Below are 18,752 nucleotides of genomic sequence, written 5' to 3' on the forward strand. Positions count from 1 at the left end.
CTTGATCTAAATCTCCTTGAAACTCACCGGGGGCGGGCTGCGGGGTACCGCTCAGTCGCTCAGACAGTCCTCGCTGGTATCGAAGGCGTCAAGGCTACTGCTCCCCTTCGCTTACCGCCTTCGATACCATCTGCGGAACTCGCTTGGTGAGCGGCACCCCGCATCCCGCTTCGCTCAACCATAGTTGAGTGTGCGTCAAAGGTTCTGGCCGTGGCACTTCTTGAACTTCTTGCCGGAGCCGCAGGGGCACGGGTCGTTGCGGCCCACGTTGGCGTAGGGGTCTTCCTTGTCCTTGACGTAGGTCTGGGGCTTGCCGGCCGCGGGGCGCGGGGGCGCGGCGGGAACGCCGGAGGCGGCGCGGGCCGCGGCAGCGTGGCGACCGCGAATGCTCGACTCCTCCAGGGCCTGCTCCGGTGCCGAGTAGCTCATCTTGCGGGCCAGCGGGTCCTCCTGCTCCGCCAGGGCCGCCGGTGCCGGACGGCCGGCGCCGGCAGGAGCGTCCTCCGCCGCGGGCTTCGCGGCAATCTCCAGGCGCAACAGCGTGCGCAGGTAGTCGTCGTACATCGAGCTCGTCAGGTTCTGGAAGGCATTGTAGGCCTCGTTCTTGTATTCCACGAGCGGGTCGCGCTGGCCGAAGGCCCGCAGGCCGATACCCGTCTTCAGGTAGTCCATCTCCTGCAGATGCGCCATCCAGCGCGTGTCGATGATGCGCAGCATCACCTGGGCGGAGAGGTTCTCCATGAGGTCGTGGCCCAACTGCTCGCTCTTCTGCTCGTAAATCCAGGTGAGGAAGTCGTTCAAAGCCTCGGCGACGTTTTCCGCCTCGTCCTCGTGGTCCACCTTCGCCACGGAGAAATCGTTGCAGCCGGTCATGTTCGCGGCCCACAAATCGATGGCGCGCACATCCCAGTCGTCGCTGGCGGAATCCCCGGGACAGCACTCCCCCACGATGGCGTCCACGGCGTCGCGGATAATGCCGGGAATGCGCTCGGTCATGGACTTGCCGTCCAGGATGGCGTTGCGCTCCTCGTAGATGGCCTTGCGCTGGAGGTTCATGACGTCGTCGTATTCCAGCACGTTCTTACGGGCGGCGAAGTGCATGGACTCCACCTGGCGCTGGGCGCTCTCGATGGACTTCGACACCATGCCGGCCTGGATGGGCATGTCGTCCTCTTGGTTGGTCTTCTCCATCATGTGCGCGATGGAGTCCATCTTCGAGCCGCCGAACAGACGCATGAGGTCGTCTTCCAGCGAGAGGTAGAACTGGGTCACGCCCGGGTCGCCCTGACGGCCGGAACGGCCGCGCAGCTGGTTGTCGATGCGGCGGGACTCGTGGCGCTCGGTGCCGATGACGCAGAGTCCCCCGGCGGCGAGCACCTGCTCCTGCTCCGCGTCGCAGATCTCGCGGGCGCGGGTGAGGGCGTCGGCGCGGTCGGCGGCCGATGGGATGGGACCGCGCGCCTCCTCGTCGCCCTCTTGGGCGTCCACGTCGAACCCGCGCTCGCGCAACAGGTCCTCGGCGAGCATATCCGGCTCGCCGCCCAGACGGATGTCGGTACCGCGGCCGGCCATGTTGGTGGCGATGGTGACGGCGCCGAGGCGCCCGGCCTGGGCCACGATATGGGCCTCGCGCTCGTGGTGCTTGGCGTTCAGCGTCTCGTGCTTGATGCCGCGCTTGTCGAGCAGCCGCGAGAGCTTCTCGGAGTTCTCGATGGACACGGTGCCGATCAGGCACGGCTGGCCCTTCGCATGGCGCGCGGCGATGTCGTCGGCCACGGCGTTGAACTTGCCGTCAATGGTGCGGTACACCAGATCGTTCTCGTCGACGCGGATGACCGGCCTATTGGGGGGAATGGCCATGACCGGCAGCTTGTAGATCTGGCGGAACTCCGCGTCCTCGGTCATGGCGGTACCGGTCATGCCGGAGAGCTTGTCGTAGAGGCGGAAGTAGTTCTGCAGCGTGATGGTGGCCAGCGTCTGGTTCTCCTCGCGCACGAGCACGTGCTCTTTGGCCTCGAGCGCCTGGTGCAGACCCTCGGAGTAGCGGCGGCCCTCCATGATGCGGCCGGTGAACTCGTCGACGATCTTCACCTCGCCGTCCATGACGACGTAGTCGACATCGCGGTGGAAGAGGAACTGGGCCTTCAGCGCCTGCTGCAGGTGGTTCGCCAGCTGGCCGGACGGGTCGGCGTAGATGTTCTCGATGCCGAGCATGACCTCGATCTTCTCAAGGCCGCTCTCCGTGGCGTTGATGGTGCGCTTGGCCTCGTCCATGTCGAAGTCGACGCCCTCTTTGAGGCCGGGCATGACCCGGGCGAACTTCTTGTAAGTGTCGGCGGCCTGGGTGCCGGCGCCGGAGATGATGAGCGGGGTGCGGGCCTCGTCGATCAGGATGGAGTCCACCTCGTCGACGATGGCGAAGTGGTGCCCGCGCTGCACCCGCGAGCTGCCGCGCGTGACCATGTTGTCGCGCAGGTAGTCGAAGCCGAACTCGGAGTTGGTGCCGTAGGTGACGTCGGCCTCGTAGGCGGGCTTCTTCGCCGCCGGCGGCATGCCGTTCTGGATAAGGCCAGTCTTCATGCCGAGGAAGCGGTAGATCTGGCCCATCCACTCGCAGTCGCGCCGGGCCAGGTAGTCGTTGACGGTCACGATATGCACGTTGTGCCCGGGAATGGCGTTCAAATAGCCGGCCAGAGTGGAGACGAGCGTCTTGCCCTCGCCGGTCTTCATCTCGGCGATCTGCCCCTCGTTTAGGGCCATGCCGCCGATGAGCTGCACGTCGAAATGGCGAAGCCCGATGGTGCGCACGGAAGCCTCGCGCACGGCGGCGAAGGCCTCGGGCAGCAGGTCGTCCAGGCTCTCGCCGGCAGCGCAGCGCTCGCGGAACTCTTGCGTCTTGGCGGCCAGCTCCTCATCGGAAAGCGCCTGGAACTCCGGCTCCAGCGCGTTGATCTTATCGACTTTGGCCTGGTAGCGTTTCAGTTGCTTGCCCTCGCCCATCGTGAGCAGTTTGGAGAGAAATCCCATAGGTTGCGTCTTCTTTCTGTGGTCGGCGAGCGGTCATGGGGTCGGCGATCGCCTCCCTTTTAACAACTCCCGTCGCCTTCATTGGGCGACCGCGCGGGCCGCCTCGGTGCAAATCTGCTCCACTCTACCACAGAGCGCAGGTGGCGCGCCCAATTTCACAGGGTTTGCAAGGCGGCGAGACCCCCTTCTGCGCCCGGTTGCGCCCGGTTGCGCCCGGTTGTGCCGTCCAGTGCCGTCCCGCACCATCCCGCACCGTCGCACCCGGCCCCTTTCGCGGCGCAGCCCCGTCGCACTCCAGTCCCTTCGCACCCCAGCGCCATCGCACCCCGGCCCCTTCGCACTCCAGTCCCTTCGCGCTCCAGCGCCATCGCACCCCGGCCCCTTCGCACTCCTGCACCGTCACACCCCGGCCCTTCGCGTCACTTCTTCAATCGTTGCCACTGCTTTTCCCGACGACATCTCCCTCGAAAGCCCACTCTCATACAGCCTTACAGTCTTCGCGGAAATCGCTGGAAATCGACCACCGGCCAATCTCTCCTAACCAGATGCTTCTTTTTTTCTAGTTGTTAGAGTTTAGAGCCAATTCACATCACTCTACCCCGTAGTGGTTTTGAGATTGATATACGTATTAAGATATTTTTTAAATACTTTAGCATATACAGTCGTTTAGATTTCAGATTTATGCGAGCTCCGCAAACGTCTAACAACTCAAAATTTTTGCCTCAAACCAAACCAGACATTGTCTCAGGTATGACAAATGAACAAAGTCATGGCGTTAGTGCATTTGGTTCAGCCTCGCATCTCGGCCTTTCGCCTCGGCCGCCCGCTTCGCCCCACCTCCTCACACGCACTTGCGCAGTTCGCTGCGAAGCCTCATATGGCGATCGAGTTGCTTTCCGTTGAGCCGCTTGAAATCACAACCAGCTGCGCGAAATGCATGCAGAATTGTCTCTTGGAATTCGAAAACATTCTCAAGCTGACTCGCCGTGATTGATCTTATCTCCAATCCCTGAGCAGCCAGCGCGCTCCTGCGACGCGAATCACGGGAAAGGCTCAAGCTGCTCCCATGGAACTGCGAGCTATCGTATTCAAGTGCCACACCGCGCTCGGGCCATAGCACATCGCATACCAACGACGAGTCATGGGCAATGCGCTCCGCCTCTCGCCTCAACTTGACCGGCTCATTAAGACGCGCACCCCTCATGCCGAATCCGCCGTAATTACGTGGCGCAGTCGCTATGATCGCCAAGGACGTCTCAGCTGGCGAAGCCGACTTTGCCAGAACGTATCGCGCAGCCGTCTTCGCTGCCGCCGACCCTTTGAAGCCACGCAAATGGCTGCAGAAGGCAACCAGCCGATTCGGCGAGCAGAGCGGATGCCGCACAAGATACTCGCTGGCCTCGACAGGATAGCAACCGCATAGCTCATAACCCAATGACAGAAGCGCGCCAAAGGGAAGCAACGATGCCATCTGGGCAAAAACGAGTTCCGGAACACAAACGTACACACCCCGCGTGATTTTCAGGAAAGACCCTTTCGGATATGTTGCCGAGCTGTGGTGATACGTCAACCCGTCCGCAGTACGCACCCCGGGCTTGCGATGTCCGAGCACATGGAGAACTTTTCCGGCACCACTCGAACTATCAGCGATTCCAGACTCTTCCGAGCGCTTCGACGAATGCGTCTCCGACAAGACAACGCGACAAGCGCCAAGCAGCTCAGCGAGTTCTTCCGGCACACCATCCTCTAGCGCACCATCAATGATTTCGACAACGGTGCGTTTTGCTGAGGACGAATCCACCAGAACGGCCGATGACGGAAAGATCCGAAAAGGCAGATCATCGGTCTGCATCGTCTTACGGCAATGGAAAAGATGCAAGGCAATGCCATTGCGAGCGGACCACAACCTCCAGAATTCCAAAGCAGTCTCATGACTTAAGCAGATGCACCGCATTTCCCCTCCTTTACTTAGTAGTGTATTACTGTATGCTATATCACAATCGAGCGAAATATACCAGAGGGAAATTCGTCTGCGAAAGATGCGGTAGTCGAGCAATTGGTCACAGAGGCAAACTCAGGACAAGGACAAACGGAGGCCCACTCCGTCCGGGATCAAAGCACACAAGGGCAAGCGGAAGCCCATGCCATCTGGGCTCAAAGCATTTCAATCAGTGAACTAAAATGGCGCAAGATTTTCGAGTTGTTAGAGTTTCGCAGACAGCAGCCCCACCCCCCCTACGGTGTCTCGTTTTCCACATCACATCTCTGACCTGGGGCTATTCACCATATTCGGATACATTGACGAACGTCATGGCGACCTACCTCGGCATAGCGCCGAACAAAAGTCTAACAACTCGAAATTACCGTCCGAGAATTTGGCGGGAGTTGGCAGGAGCAAGACCGCCAGAGGCAAAATAGTCAACAGCGGGACCGGGGCAGCCCGGGCGCGGGCTGCAGGCAGATAGGCCAGAAGGATCCGGGCGCAAGCTGCAGGCAGGAGAAACCGGGGCAGCCCGGGCGCAAGCTGCAGGCAGAGGGGGCCAGGCAAGGCCAAACGCAAGCTGCAGACAAGTGCGAAGTAGCCCGGACAGAACCACGGAAAAACGGGGAGGGCCCGCCATAGCAGGTCCTCCCCGAAAGTACGTCAACAAAGACGAAGCATCCTGCGAGACCCAAGCATCATGGCGGCCCCTCTCCCGACGAGACATCGCCGCCCACCAATGTGAGACCCACAAGGCCCGGGCATCGCGGCAACCCCTCCCGAAACATGATGGCGGAGACTTCGGCCCATGCAAGCGAGCACCCCGCAACGCCCCGGTAAATGCCGCGGAAGAGACTAGTACTCCTCCAGATCGGCGGGGTTCACGCGGCCGCGGAAGGTGCGGTAGATGACCACGTGGTACACGAGAACGAGCGGAAGCCCGATGCACAGGATGATGGTCATCCAGGTGAGCGACAGCTCCGACGATGCGGCGTTGGCCAAGGTGATGGCCGGCCCCACGGAATCGGCCGTGGCGTTCACGAGCACGGGGAACATGGAACAGGCCAGAAGCGCCACGAGCGCGATCATGGACGCGGACTGAGCCAGAAACGCCTTCAGGTCGTCCCCGGACGTCTTGCCCACGACGAGCGAGGCCAGCAGCCCCACCACCACCAGCGCCGCGAACAGCCACCGCAGGATGCCCAAGTTCGGATCCATCTCGGGCCCGACAAGAACGAGGGCGTACACGGACACCACGGCGAACAGAACAAGCGCGATCACTTGCAGGGGCAGGCGCAGCCGTGCGGCGCGGGCCTGAAGGCAAGAGGGCAGCGGCGCCTTCAGCGCGGCCCAGCAGGCACCGGCGGCCAAAAACATCGCCAGGCCCAAAAGCCCCGTCAGCAGCGTGAAAGGCGTGATGAGGCCGATCAGAGGCACGCCGGCGTAATCGCCCGCGGCGTCCATGGGGATGCCGGCGAAGATGTTGCCCACCGCCACGCCGAGCAGCAGCGCCGGAAGCAGCGAGCCCACAAAGAAGCACGCGTCCCAGAGCTTTCCCCAGGACGGATCGCCAGCACGGAACTCGAAGGACACGGCGCGCACGATAAGGCCGAACAGCACCAGCATGACGGCCAGGTAGAACCCGGAGAACGTCGTGGCATAGGCGTCCGGGAAGGCGGCGAACAGCGCACCTCCCGCCGTGAGCAGCCACACCTCGTTGCCGTCCCACACAGGACCGATGGCCCGGCGCAGCACCGCGCGCTCCTCGTCGTTTTTCGCGATGAAGGGCGACAGCACGCCGATGCCCAAGTCGAACCCGTCAAGCACGAAATAGCCCGCGATGAGCACGAAGATGAGGAAGAACCACAGCACGCTTAAGAACTCCATCATGGCTACTCACCTTCCTTCCCGCTATCGCCCGCGGCGGCGACGGCCTTCGCAACGACGACATCGCCCTCGGCGTCGGCAGCGACCACGACGACTGCGGCCGCATCGGCGGCAGCAGCGCCCTCGGCAACCGGCCCTTCCTTGATGAAGCGGCCGATGACCCGCGCCCACCCGATGAGCAGCACCAGATACACGAGCACGAACAGGCCCAGCGTCAGCCACAGCTCCGGCGCCGACACCGACATGGAGATGCCGTCGGCCGTCAGCAGCGACACGCCGTCGGGGCCGGTGACCGACGGGTACACCACCCAGGGCTGGCGCCCCACCTCGGCGGTGATCCAACCCGTCTGAATGGCGATGAACGGCCAGATGGGCGAAAGCACCGCCGCCCACTGCAGCCAGCGCATCTTCGCGATGCGGCCGCCCTTGAAGGTGAACACGAGCACGAGAATGCTCGTCAGCATGATGAGCCCGTACATGGCCACCATGAGGTGGTAGCTCTGGAACACGAGCCCCACGGGCATGTCCTCCACCACCATGTCGCCGTACTCCTCGGTCTGGGCGAGCTCGTTTAAGCCCGGATACTCCGTCTCGAAGTTGCCCGTGGCCAGAAAGCTCGTACCGCCGGGAATGGCGAAGGGAGCGATGACCTCCTGGTTGTCCTCATCCACAATGCCCACGGCGTACAGCGGGGGCACCTCGGAATCGTACATGCCCTCCATCATGGCGAGCTTGGTGGGCTGCTCGTTCCACACCACCACGGCCGAAGAGTGGGCGAACACGATCATGGCGCAGGAGGTCACGATGCCCACCACGGCGGCGATGCGCATGGTCTTCATGGCGAACTCGGCGTTGCGGCCCTTGAGCATATACCAGCCGGCCACGGCCATGGCCACGAACGCGCCCATGATGAGCAGTGCGTCCACGGTATGGGTGTAGCGGGCGAAGATGGACGGGTTGAAGGCCGCCGAGAAGAAGTCGGTGATGACGGCCTCGGTGCCGTCGGCGTTAAGCTCCGCGCCGGCCGGCGTCTGCATCCAGGAGTTCGCGATGAGGATCCACAGCGCCGATAGGCACGACCCGGCCCACACGAGCCACGAGGACACCATGTAGAACTTCGGGCTCACCCGCTCGCGCCCGAACAGGAGCACGCCCAGAAAAACCGACTCCAGGAAAAAGGCGAACAGCGCCTCAGCGGCCAAGGGAGCTCCGAAGATGTCGCCCACGAACCGCGAGTAGTTCGCCCAGTTGGTGCCGAAGGAGAACTCCATGGTGATGCCCGTGGCCACTCCGATGGCGAAAGTCGCGGTGAACACCTTCACCCAGAATTTCGTCGCCGCAGCGTCCTCAGGTTTGCGCGAGCGGTAATAGCGGGTCTCGTTGATGGCCAGAATGAGCCCGAGTCCGATGGACAGCGGCACGAACAGGAAGTGGTACGCCACCGTCAGCGCGAATTGAATGCGCGAGAGCACCGCCACATCAGCGAAAGCCTCCATTGCACACCCCCTTTCTCTGCGCGCCCGCGGCCGAGATGCGGCCGCCCCTGGGCGCAATCGAATACGTTCCCATCCCTAAGCGGAACGGTCAGGTTCCATGGTACTCCTTCTTTGCGGAAGGCAGCGTGTCAACCTGGTGTCACTTCCTGCCCGTTTCGCCGCCTCGCCCGCCTCACCCCTAGGCGAAAGACAACTCGCCTTCCAACAGCTGCCGGTAGAGCGCGGCCAACGCCGGCGAGGGATCGAGTCCCAGCGTTCGCGACAGGCGGTCGCGGCAGGCGAAGAACGTCTGCACGGCGGCCGAGCGCTGATCGGTGGCCATCTGCGCGCGCATGAGGGCCGCTGCCGCGTCCTCGCGCCCCGCATCGCGCTGAAAGGCCTCCCGAGCGAGCCACAGCGCCCCCTGGAGCTCCCCCCGGACAAGAAGACGCCGCGAAGCTGCCACCAGGCCGTCCACGAACTCCGCGTCGAGGCGATCGCGGAAGACGACGATGGCCTCGCACTTGCGCTCGGTGGGCAGAAGCACGCTGCCGAAGGAGCCCTGGATCGTCGCTATGGCCCTCTCCCAGGCCATATCGTCGGCAGGGCCGAACAGAAGGCAGCGAATCAGCTCCTCGAACTCGTCTAAGTCGCTCTCGAACAAATCGGGATCGAGCCGGCAGCCATAGCGGCTGCGGATGAGGTAGGGGCACGACCCCTGCTGGGAAAGGAGGGATCGCAGATCTCCCCACACGCGGTAGAAGCTCTTCGCCCCCGTGCGCTTGTCGGCGGCCGGCCACAACATGGAGACGATCTGGTCGCGTCCCAGCTCGCGCCCGCGGTGCAGGGCGAGCAGCGCTAGCAGAAGACGGGTCTTCGGGCGGCCCTCGAACTGATAGGTGATGTCGCGGCGCCCCAAAGCGACTTCCATTGTGCCGAACAACTTCAGGCGCAGCGGCTCCACGGACACCTCGGGCGCGACGGCCATCGCCGTCCGGGGCGCGCTGGGCACCGGCAAACTGCGCCCGCGCTCGGGATCCTCGACGACAGGGGCTCCAGAAGACTTCTCGCGGCGCGAGCGGGCTGCCCCCTTCTCGACGTGAGCCGCAAATAATGCGGCGGCCACAGGGGCAGAAAGCCGCGGCAGGCCGAGGCCTTCGAGCACCTCCCCTGCCCGCTCCAGTGCGGCGGCCGCCCGGTAGGCTCCGAAGCCGAGGCTCCAGCCGCGCTCCACGAGTGCGTCCAGGGCGCGATGGCTGCAAGCAACGAGCCGCACCAGCTCGGGTCGGCCGGCAATGGCCGTATCGGCGCCGGCGCCCAGCGCTCCGGTCGCCTCCAGGCCCTCCAGCGCCGCCGCGGCGCCGAGCAGCCTGCGCTCCACGTCGATGCGCGAGCCGCCTCCCCAGTCCAGCGCTTCGCCGACCTGGGACGCCCAGACCGCCAGGACGTCGCCGCCACGGCCCAGCGCCAGCACTCCATGCGCCACCACGACCAGCTCGGCCAGACCGTCCTCCCGCTCGACTCCCCCGGCGCCATCCAGTTCAGCCAGGCAGGAGGCGACCGTCTCCTCCATGGCCCGGCGCGTGGCCGCGTTGCCCACCTCCCAGGCCGCCAACGCCGCAGAGAGAACCGTTCGCGGCGTGCTCCTCTCCGAGGCAAGGCTGCGCTGGGCGAACTGAACGGCCCGCGCGCGATCGCCCCGCTGCGCCCAGGCCCAGGCGATCATGGCGTTGATATCCGCCCGGGCTGCCATTTGGGTGCGGGTCGCCGATTCGTAGAGCTCGCACACCTCGACGGCCGCGCCGCCCCACAGGGCCGCCCAGCCGTTCGCCGCCAGCCACCGGCCGTGGGCCCGCCGGCGCGCCAGCAGCGTCATCGCGCTCACGGCGCGCCCGCATTCCCCGCGCTCCATCAAGCGCTCCGCCAAAACCTCTATCGCCTCCTCCCTGCCGGCGAACCCGCAGGTCTCGGCGAGCGCCTGAAGACGCGCCCGCCCGTGATCCCTCACCTCCCCAAGGGATACGGAAAGTGCGGCGAAGCTCTCTTCGCCTGCGGAAATGCCCACAAGAGGGCAGCGCGCGGCGAGAGCATCCCAGGCCTTCTCGGCTCGGCGAGCCCCGAGTAGCGCTCGCACGTCGTCTATCGTGCCCCTTCCGAGCACCGTCATGGCCCACAGGGCAAGCTCCTCTTCCGGAGTGCATCCCGCCCGACTCGCGCCGAGCACCAGCTGGATCGGCGTCGCAGACCCCCATCGCAGGGCGGCAATGCGCTCGGCCAACCCCAAGGGGCGCCGATCCGTCACCCCTTCGGGCTCCTCCTCCAAATCCTCCCGCGCTACCAGCATCTCCGCGGCCTCGATGACGACGCGTCTGCCGAACAGCTCCATCGGCGCATCGGCCCGCGTTGTCGTGGCAATCACCTCGCAGCTTGCATCCGCCAAGCGCTCCACGACCTCCGCAAAGGCCTCGGCGCGATCATCGGTAAGGAGCGGAAGATCGGCCACCACCATCAGCGCGGCGTGCTCGTCGGCTTCAAGCACCGCCTCGGCCAGCACCCCCGCATCCAAATCCCGCAGGAAGCAGGGCGACGAGCCGCGCAGCCAGAATACGTGTTCGAACTGGAACATCACGGATGCGTACTCAAATGCGAGCGTCGCCTTGCCGAACCCCGGCGGCGCGACGACAAGGCGCAGGGCGCCGCGATCCTCGAGGAGCCGCGACAGAAGGCGCGGTCGGCTCCTCAGACGGTCGGGAACCACTCCGTGGGGGCGCCTCCCCTCGCAAGCGCTCTGCTGGATGAAACGGGTCATGGGCATCTCCTTCTTCTTTCGGCCCTCGCTAACAACAGGTCGCACCTTACGAGGCCCCGACTGTCCGGGCAACCAGCAAGGAACATAAGACCGCCGATCCCCTTCCATTGCCGCCCAGACAAACCGCCCGCAAAATGCAGGCAGCCTCGCAAAAGGCACCCGCAAGCACAAGGAACGCGCGAGGAAGGCCCGTGGCAGGCGCCTCCAGTCATCTGCGGAAAAGCTCCAGCGCCATTCGCGCTCCGTGCAAGCGACAAGCAGTCGAACGGCACCCGCGCGACGGGCCCTCGCCTTCCTCTCGCGCCACCGGCAGAAAGCCGCCAGCGCCCATTGCCGCCCCAGGAGGGACGGCGCCGACAAGAAATCGGGACGCCGCCACGGTTTCTCCACGGTTCGCGCGAGAGCGTTCCCGCGAAACCGTGGGGGTCGGCGCGGGCGTCAGGCGAGAGCACTTCCGCGAAACCGAAGCGGTCGACGCGGGCATAAGAAAAGACCCCTCCGCGTTGCGGAAGGGTCCCTCTTCTTGGGACGCGCACCTCGCGCCCCTTGCCTTTCTTCGCGCTGCCGCGCCGGCCCAATCGCCCGTCGGACGCCCTCGGAGCTTTAAGCCTCCTCGCCCTGGGCCGCTTCGCGGCCGAGCAGCTTGGCGATGCGATCGGAGTACTGCAGGTTCTCAAGCCCCGCCTCGGCGGCCAGGTCGATCACCGGCGCGTCGTTCCACAGCGCCTCGAGGCGGTAGTACTCGCGGGTCTCGGGCATGAACACATGCACGACGATGTTGCCGTAATCCAGAAGCGACCAGCTTCCGTCGGCGGACATCTCGCGGTGGGTGGGCTTGATGGACGCCTCCTCGCACAGCTTGTCCTCGATCTCGTCGATGATGGCGTCCACCTGGCGGGAGTTGGCGGCCGTGGCGATGACGAAGTAGTCGGTCACGCCGATAAGGTCGCGCACTTCCTGCACCATGATATCGGTGGCCTTCTTCTCATCGGCAGCCTTGGCGGCGATGAGCGCGCACTTCCGCGAGAAGGCGGCCTGCTGCTCTACAGCATCGGTCATAGCTATCCTCACTTTCGGGAACATCAGATTTTGCTTGCATACCTTAGCACAAGTCTCTCCGGGGAGAGCTCCGGAAGGGGCGCGCGGAGCCCGGTTCGCTTTTCTCTCCCTGCGAACACAGTTAAGGGAAATAGCGAAGATGACGCACATAAGTCGGTACCATCCCAACATTGCTGCTGCTGAAGTGGAAGCTATTTCTTTAATAACTGTGTTCTCCGGGAGCGCTCAGAGGTCTCCGCGCGCCCCTTCCGGAGCTCTCCCCTACGTTGCCTTCGCTGGGCTAAGGTCTCCCGTAAGGTACCGGGTCGGGGTTGGCCTCGGCGCGGTAGACCTCCTGCTCGGGCATGTATGAGTTCCATATCTCGGTGGTCTTGGAGTACATAGGGTGGCGCCGCTCCATGATGAGCTGGACCCAGTAGGCGTACACCTCCAGGAACAGATCGCGCAGCTCAAGCTCCCCGACCTTCTCGCGCAGCTTCTGCACCATCTTTCCCTTGCGCCCCGGCTCCAGGGCATCGGCGATATAGACGATCATGTCCAAATCGCTCATGTCCACCGCGCCCAAGGTGTGGCGCTCGACGGCGGCGAGTACCTTAGGCGGCAGCTCCGGGAAGGCGCGGCCCAGGGCCACGGCGGCCGTGAGGCCGTGCAGGACTCGGGGCATGGCGGAAAGCTCGGCGTCCAGTTCCATCCCCAGCTCGTCGGCCCGTGCGAGGATGCCGGGGTCATCGTAGCCCTTGTCCCAGTCGTGCAGAAGGCCGGCCACCCGGGCCGCGGTCTTATCGGCCCCGTAGACGCGAGCCAACGCCTCGGCCGTCTCCGACACGCCGAGGCTGTGCTCGAAACGACGCGGGCCCACCCGCTTCTCCAGCTCGTCTCGGCGCTCCTTGTAGAATTCCTCGCTACGCCAATCGGCCATGGTCGGCTTCCTTTCGGTACAGCTGCTCTTCCTCGATGATCTCGCGAACCGCCTCGGGCACGAGGTAGCGGATGGTTCGTCCCTCGGCCACGCGCTGGCGCAGCTCGCTGGAGGAAATGTCGATACCCGGCACGACGAAGGGCCGGACATCGAACCTACGCTCTCGCAGGACGCGCAGAGCCTCCTCCCCCAGCTCGAAGCCGGGGCGCGTGGCGGCCGCGAACATCGCGAGGCGGCCCAGTTCGGCGCTCTCGTACCACCGCGGCAGCGTGAGGGCCGCGTCGGCGCCGACGATGAAGACGAGCTCCACCCCCGGCAGCTCCTCGCGCAGCTCGCGCAACGTGTCCACAGCGTAGGTGATGCCGGGGCGCTCCACCTCCAGGGCGCTCACGGCGAAGGCGGGGTTGCCGGCCACGGCGGCGGCCACCATGGCCAGCCGCACCTTGCCGGGGGTCACGGGACGATCCTGCTTGAAGGCGGGACGGCCCGTGGGCACGAACAGCACCGCATCGAGGCCAAAAGCCTCGAGGGCCTCCTCGGCACAGGCGAGATGCCCCAGGTGAGGAGGGTCGAAGGTGCCCCCCATGATACCCAGCCGCGCGAGCGTGCCCGCCCGCGCCCGCTGCGCCAGCGCGTCCACGGCACCGTCCATCGCCCTTAGGCCCTCACCTGGCCCGCGCCGCGCAGCACATACTTGTAAGAGGTGAGCGCGTCGGCGGCAAAGGGCCCCCGCGCATGGATCTTCTGGGTGGAGATGCCGATCTCGGCGCCGAGGCCGAACTGGCCGCCGTCGGTGAAGGCCGTGGAGGCGTTGGCGTACACCGCCGCCGCGTCCACCTGGGCGAGGAAGGCGTCTTGGGCCGCCTCGTCGGAGGCGACGATGGCCTCGGAGTGCTTCGTGCCGTAGCGGTTCACGTGGTCGATGGCCTCTTGCAACCCTTCCACGCATTTCACCGCCAGCTCGGGCCCCAGATACTCGGTCTCCCAGTCGGCCTCGCCGGCGAGCACGGCATCGGGCGCATCGCCGGCCACGGAAAGCCCGGCCGCCTCGGCGATGGCGAGCACGCGCGCATCGCCGTGGACGAGCACACCGGCCTTCTTCATGTCCGCGAGAATGGACGGCAGCACCGCATCGGCCACCGCCGCGTCCACCAAGAGCGTCTCGGCAGCGTTGCACACACCAAAGCGGCGGCACTTCGCGTTCCTGATGATGGCGCGGGCCATCGCGGGGTCGGCGGAGGCGTGCACGTACACGTGGCAGTTGCCCGTGCCCGTCTCGATGACCGGTACTCTGGCATGCTCCACGCAATGGCGGATAAGGCCCGCGCCACCCCGGGGGATGAGCACGTCCACCAGGCCGTGCAGCCCCATGAGCACATCGGTGGCCGCCCGATCGGTGGTGGTCACCGCGCAGATGGAGCCCTCCGGCAGCCCCGCTTCCACGGCAGCCGCGGCCAGCACGTCGGCGATGACCTCGTTGGAGCGGGCCGCAAGGCTGCCGCCCCGCAGGATGCATGCGTTGCCGGACTTCACGCAGACCCCGGCGGCGTCGGCGGTCACGTTGGGCCGGGCCTCGTAGACCATGGCCACCACCCCGAGGGGCACCGACACGCGCCGAAGCTCGATGCCGTTGTAGAGGGTCGATTCCAGCGACACGACGCCGAGCGGATCGGGCAGCGCCGCCACCTCCTCCAAAGCGTCGGCCATAGCAAAGACGCGAGGCTCGTCCAGCATGAGCCGGTCCAGCAGCGCCTCGGTGGTGCCGGCCGCCCGGGCCGCCTCCATGTCCTCGCCGTTGGCCTCCACGATGGCCGGCGCCTGCGCCCGCAGGGCCGCCGCCATGGCGAGCAGCGCCCCGTTGCGCTCCTCGGTCGTCGCCTGAGCCAACTTCACGCTCGCCGCTTTTGCGAATTTCGCCAGCTCGCGCACTTCCTCTTCCAAAGTCATGGGCCTCTCCTATTCGAATAGAACCAGTTCGTCGCGATGGATGACGGGGCGGTCGGCCAGCACGGCCAGGATGGCGTTGCTCGCCACCTCCTCGCGGCTGCGCCCGCAGGCCAGCTTCAGAAGGTCGCTCGCCGCCGCGGCACGGCCCCGCGCGAACACGTGCCCCGTCTCGTCGGCCACGTCCACGATGTCATCCAACCCGAAGTCGCCCTCCACGGCGCGAATGCCCACGGAAAGGAGCGACTTGCCGCGCATCACCAGAGCATCGCGGGCCCCCTCGTCCACGACGACGGTGCCGTGCACGGAGTCCCCGAGCGCGATCCACAGCTTCTTGGCCGTGATCTCGTGGGGGCGATCCGGCGCCGTGAACAGCGTGCCGACTGCCTCTCCGGCAGCGGCCTGAGCGATGCAATCCGCGCGCCTCCCCTGGCAGATGACCATGGGGATGCCTGCGGCCATGAGCACCCGGGCCGCCTTGATCTTCGTGATCATGCCGCCGCTTCCCACGCCGGACACCGCGCCGCCGGCCGCAGCCAAGATGTCGCGGCCGACGCGATCCACGACGGGAATGAGCGTGGCCGCCGGATCGATCTGCGGGTTCGCCGTGTACAGCCCGTCGATATCCGAGAGGATCACCATGAGGTCGGCGTCGATGAGGCAGGCCACGAGCGCCGCCAAGGTATCGTTGTCGCCGAAGCGGATCTGCTCGACGGACACCGTGTCGTTCTCGTTCACGATGGGCACCACGGACAGCTCCAGAAGCCGGTCAAGCGTATCCCGCGCGTGCAGGTAGGCCGAGCGGTCCGCCGTGTCGCGCCGGGTGAGCAGCACCACGCTCGTCAGCATGTCCTGCGCCCCGAAGGCCTCGGCATAGGCCGTGGAAAGGGCGCTCTGCCCCACGGAGGCCGCCGCCTGCAGGCTCGGCATGTCCGTCGGGCGCTTGGCGATGCCCAGTGCCTCCAGGCCGCAGGCAATGGCCGCCGACGTGACGATGACCACGTCCCATCCGGCCGCGCGAACCCGCGCCACCTGATCGGCCAGATCGTTCAGAAACCCGTAGTCGATAGAACTCTCGGAGGTGGTGAGGGTGGCCGAGCCGATCTTCACCACCAGGCGCTTGCGCCTGTGCGTCGCGTCGCTCATCAGATATCCAGCTCCTGGTAGACGTCCACGGCACCGGCCGTGGGAGATTCGAAAGCGAACGAGAAGCCGAGGATGCGCACCTCGTCCCCGTCGCGGGCGCCGGCCTTCTCGAGGGCCGTATCGACCCCCATGCGCTTGAAGCGGTGCTGGAAGAAGGCCACGGCCTCCTCGTTCTCCCAGTCGGTCTGCACCACCATGCGCTCCACCTGCACGCCGGAAACGCGCCAGGCGCCGGGGCCCTCGGAGATGATGTCGAAGCGCTTCTCGCGGGCCTCGCGGCGCAGCTCCCACACGTGGTCGTACTGCATGTCGGATGCCGCCTGCTCGCGGGCCGCCTCGCGCAGGGCGTGCACCTTGGTGGCGATGGCGGCCTTCAGCGAGTCCACGCCGGCGCCCGTCAGCGCGCTTATGCGGTAGAGCTTCGGATCGATGGGGCTTTCCACGAACTCGTTGCCCCCGGCCGCGGCAATGGAGTCCTCGCGCACCCGGGCGGCCAGCGCCTCGCAGGCCTCCTCGGTGCCGGGCACGTCGATCTTGTTGGCCACGACGATGCGGGGCCGCGCCGCCAGCTCGTCGGCGTACAGGGCCAACTCGTTCTTGATGATCTCGTAGTCCTCCAAAGGATCGCGGCCCTCCCAGTCGCCGGTCAAATCGACGACCTGCACGATGAGGGCCGTGCGCTCGATGTGGCGCAGGAACTCGTGTCCCAGCCCGCGGCCCTCGGAGGCCCCTTCGATGAGCCCCGGGATATCGGCCACGACGAAGGAGAGGTCGCCGGAGGTGGCCACGCCGAGGTTGGGAACGAGCGTGGTGAACGGGTAGTCGGCGATCTTCGGCCGCGCGGCGCTCATCTTCGCGATGAGCGAGCTTTTGCCCGCCGACGGCATGCCCACCAAGGCCGCATCGGCCATGAGCTTCATTTCCAGCTCGATCCAGCGCTCCTCGGCCGGCTCGCCCAGCTCGGCGAAGGCCGGGGCGCGACGCGTGGAGGTGACGAAGTGGATGTTGCCGCGGCCGCCCATGCCGCCGCGCGCCACGGTGACCGACTCGCCGTCGTGGGTCAGATCAGCGATCATCTCGCCCACTTCCCCCTCTTCCTCGAAATACTCGCGCACGACGGTGCCCACGGGCACCTTCAGCACGAGATCCTCGCCGGTAGCGCCGTGCATGCGGCTGCCGCGGCCATGGGTGCCGCGCTCGGCCTTGAAGTGGTGCTTGAAGCGGTACTCGATGAGCGAGGAGACCGAGGCGTCGGCCACAACGATGACGTTGCCGCCGTGACCGCCGTCGCCGCCGTCGGGGCCGCCCTTGGGCACGTGGGCCTCGCGTCGGAACGACATACACCCGGCGCCGCCGTTGCCGCCCTTCACATTGATGCGAACCTTATCGATGAACATAGGAGCCTTTCCTTATTGGTCAGTGTGCAGATTATCGCACACTCTGACGAAGAACCTCGCGAGGTGGTGCCGGGAGTGCGTGATCGACGACCTCAGATCGCCCCCTGGAGAACGCGGCTGTTAAGAAATAGCTTCCATGTCAGCAGCAGGTGTGTCGGGATGGTACCGACTTATGTGCGTTCCTTCCGCTATTTCTTTTGCCGCGTTCGGAAGGGGATGAAGCGATCAGCGGGCGGCGATCACGCACTCCCGGCACCACAACTGGGAGAGATACAACAATGCCCCCTGGAACTTCAGAGGGCATTGGGTTACCGTTGATGTTACGCAGTCGTTGAGACTTGAAGCGTTTAGGCGGTCTGCTCGGCCGGGATGACGTGAATCTTGCGCTTCTGGCCGCGCGTGAACTTCAGCGTGCCATCGCACAGGGCGAACAGGGTGTCGTCCTTGCCGCGGCCCACGTTCTCACCGGGATGGAAGTGGGTGCCGCGCTGGCGGACGATGATGTTGCCGGTCTTCACAGCCTCGCCGGCGAACTTCTTCACGCCCAGTCGCTGCGCGTGGGAGTCGCGACCGTTACGGGTAGAGCCCAAGCCTTTCTTGTGTGCCATGAGAGATTCCTCCTTAACCCGTTACTCGGCCTTGGCCGTACCGACGGATTCGATCTTCACGCGGGTCAGGTTCTGACGATGACCGCGCAGCTTCTTGTAGTTCTTGCGCTTCTTGAACTTGAAGACCAGCGCCTTGTCGCCCTTGAACTGCTCGAGCACAGTGGCCACGACCTTGGTCTTGGCGGCCTTCTCGGGGTCGGCCTCCACCTTGTCGCCGTCTACCACGCAGATGGCCTCAAGTTCCACCTTGTCGCCAGGCTCGACGTTGAGCTTCTCGATGTTGATCTTGTCTCCGGGGGCGACTTTGTACTGCTTGCCGCCCGTTTTCACGATTGCGTACATGTAAGTTTCTCCTTGAATGTGACTAAACGCAAGGCGATATCTTACCCGACACCCCCGCGCGAGTCAATGATTTTCTCCCGCAAAAACCCGCCGTTCACCGAGCATCTACATATGCAGGAAACGACGGAGTTGCCTTGCGACCCTCGCCGAGCTTCTTT

General features: G+C 65.2%; 13 protein-coding genes. All 13 read right to left on the bottom strand.

All coding sequences use genetic code 11. From position 1 onward, the window contains the following. Positions 1 to 195: 195 nt before the first annotated feature. Positions 196 to 3,027 carry a preprotein translocase subunit SecA gene (gene secA / locus ACYVRU_RS01380; protein WP_461185643.1) on the bottom strand — a complete coding sequence of 944 codons (2,832 nt, stop codon included), beginning with the start codon at positions 3,025 to 3,027 and terminating at the stop codon, positions 196 to 198. Positions 3,028 to 3,868: 841 nt separating this feature from the next. Beyond that, entirely contained in the window at positions 3,869 to 4,981 is a 1,113-nt protein-coding gene (locus ACYVRU_RS01385; protein WP_412668810.1) for a hypothetical protein, read from the bottom strand. 882 nt (positions 4,982 to 5,863) lie between these two features. Next, positions 5,864 to 6,895: a cytochrome d ubiquinol oxidase subunit II gene (gene cydB / locus ACYVRU_RS01390; RefSeq protein WP_041715197.1), complete on the bottom strand. Its 1,032-nt coding sequence runs from the start codon at positions 6,893 to 6,895 to the stop codon at positions 5,864 to 5,866. A 5-nt stretch (positions 6,896 to 6,900) separates the two neighbouring features. Next, the gene (locus ACYVRU_RS01395) at positions 6,901 to 8,391 is read right to left on the bottom strand and encodes a cytochrome ubiquinol oxidase subunit I (protein ID WP_223900291.1); all 1,491 of its coding nucleotides are present in this window, start codon (positions 8,389 to 8,391) and stop codon (positions 6,901 to 6,903) included. Between the two features lie 178 nt (positions 8,392 to 8,569). Further along, positions 8,570 to 11,179, bottom strand: a complete 2,610-nt coding sequence (locus ACYVRU_RS01400; RefSeq protein ID WP_461185644.1) for a BTAD domain-containing putative transcriptional regulator — start codon at positions 11,177 to 11,179, stop codon at positions 8,570 to 8,572. A 603-nt stretch (positions 11,180 to 11,782) separates the two neighbouring features. Further along, entirely contained in the window at positions 11,783 to 12,238 is a 456-nt protein-coding gene (gene rsfS, locus ACYVRU_RS01405) for a ribosome silencing factor (RefSeq protein WP_461185645.1), read from the bottom strand. A gap of 280 nt (positions 12,239 to 12,518) precedes the next feature. Then, a complete protein-coding gene (yqeK, locus tag ACYVRU_RS01410; RefSeq protein ID WP_461185646.1) occupies positions 12,519 to 13,157 on the bottom strand; it encodes a bis(5'-nucleosyl)-tetraphosphatase (symmetrical) YqeK in 639 nt (212 codons plus the stop codon). After that, on the bottom strand, positions 13,141 to 13,809 hold the full coding sequence (nadD, locus tag ACYVRU_RS01415) for a nicotinate-nucleotide adenylyltransferase (RefSeq protein WP_461185647.1): 669 nt from the start codon (positions 13,807 to 13,809) through the stop codon (positions 13,141 to 13,143). The genes yqeK and nadD overlap by 17 nt, the downstream gene beginning before the upstream one ends. Positions 13,810 to 13,814: 5 nt before the next feature. Continuing rightward, positions 13,815 to 15,104 carry a glutamate-5-semialdehyde dehydrogenase gene (locus tag ACYVRU_RS01420; RefSeq protein ID WP_461185648.1) on the bottom strand — a complete coding sequence of 430 codons (1,290 nt, stop codon included), beginning with the start codon at positions 15,102 to 15,104 and terminating at the stop codon, positions 13,815 to 13,817. A gap of 9 nt (positions 15,105 to 15,113) precedes the next feature. Further along, positions 15,114 to 16,247 (bottom strand): glutamate 5-kinase, encoded by a 1,134-nt coding sequence (gene proB, locus ACYVRU_RS01425; RefSeq protein WP_114548744.1) that lies wholly within the window; start codon positions 16,245 to 16,247, stop codon positions 15,114 to 15,116. After that, positions 16,247 to 17,644: a GTPase ObgE gene (gene obgE / locus ACYVRU_RS01430; RefSeq protein ID WP_117284948.1), complete on the bottom strand. Its 1,398-nt coding sequence runs from the start codon at positions 17,642 to 17,644 to the stop codon at positions 16,247 to 16,249. The genes proB and obgE overlap by 1 nt, the downstream gene beginning before the upstream one ends. 347 nt (positions 17,645 to 17,991) lie before the next feature. Continuing rightward, positions 17,992 to 18,252, bottom strand: a complete 261-nt coding sequence (gene rpmA, locus ACYVRU_RS01435; RefSeq protein ID WP_022740161.1) for a 50S ribosomal protein L27 — start codon at positions 18,250 to 18,252, stop codon at positions 17,992 to 17,994. Positions 18,253 to 18,273: 21 nt separating this feature from the next. After that, positions 18,274 to 18,594, bottom strand: coding sequence for a 50S ribosomal protein L21 (rplU, locus tag ACYVRU_RS01440; RefSeq protein ID WP_022740162.1), 321 nt, complete (start codon positions 18,592 to 18,594; stop codon positions 18,274 to 18,276). Positions 18,595 to 18,752 lie beyond the last annotated feature (158 nt).

The organism is Adlercreutzia sp. CNCM I-6216, from assembly GCF_977113345.1.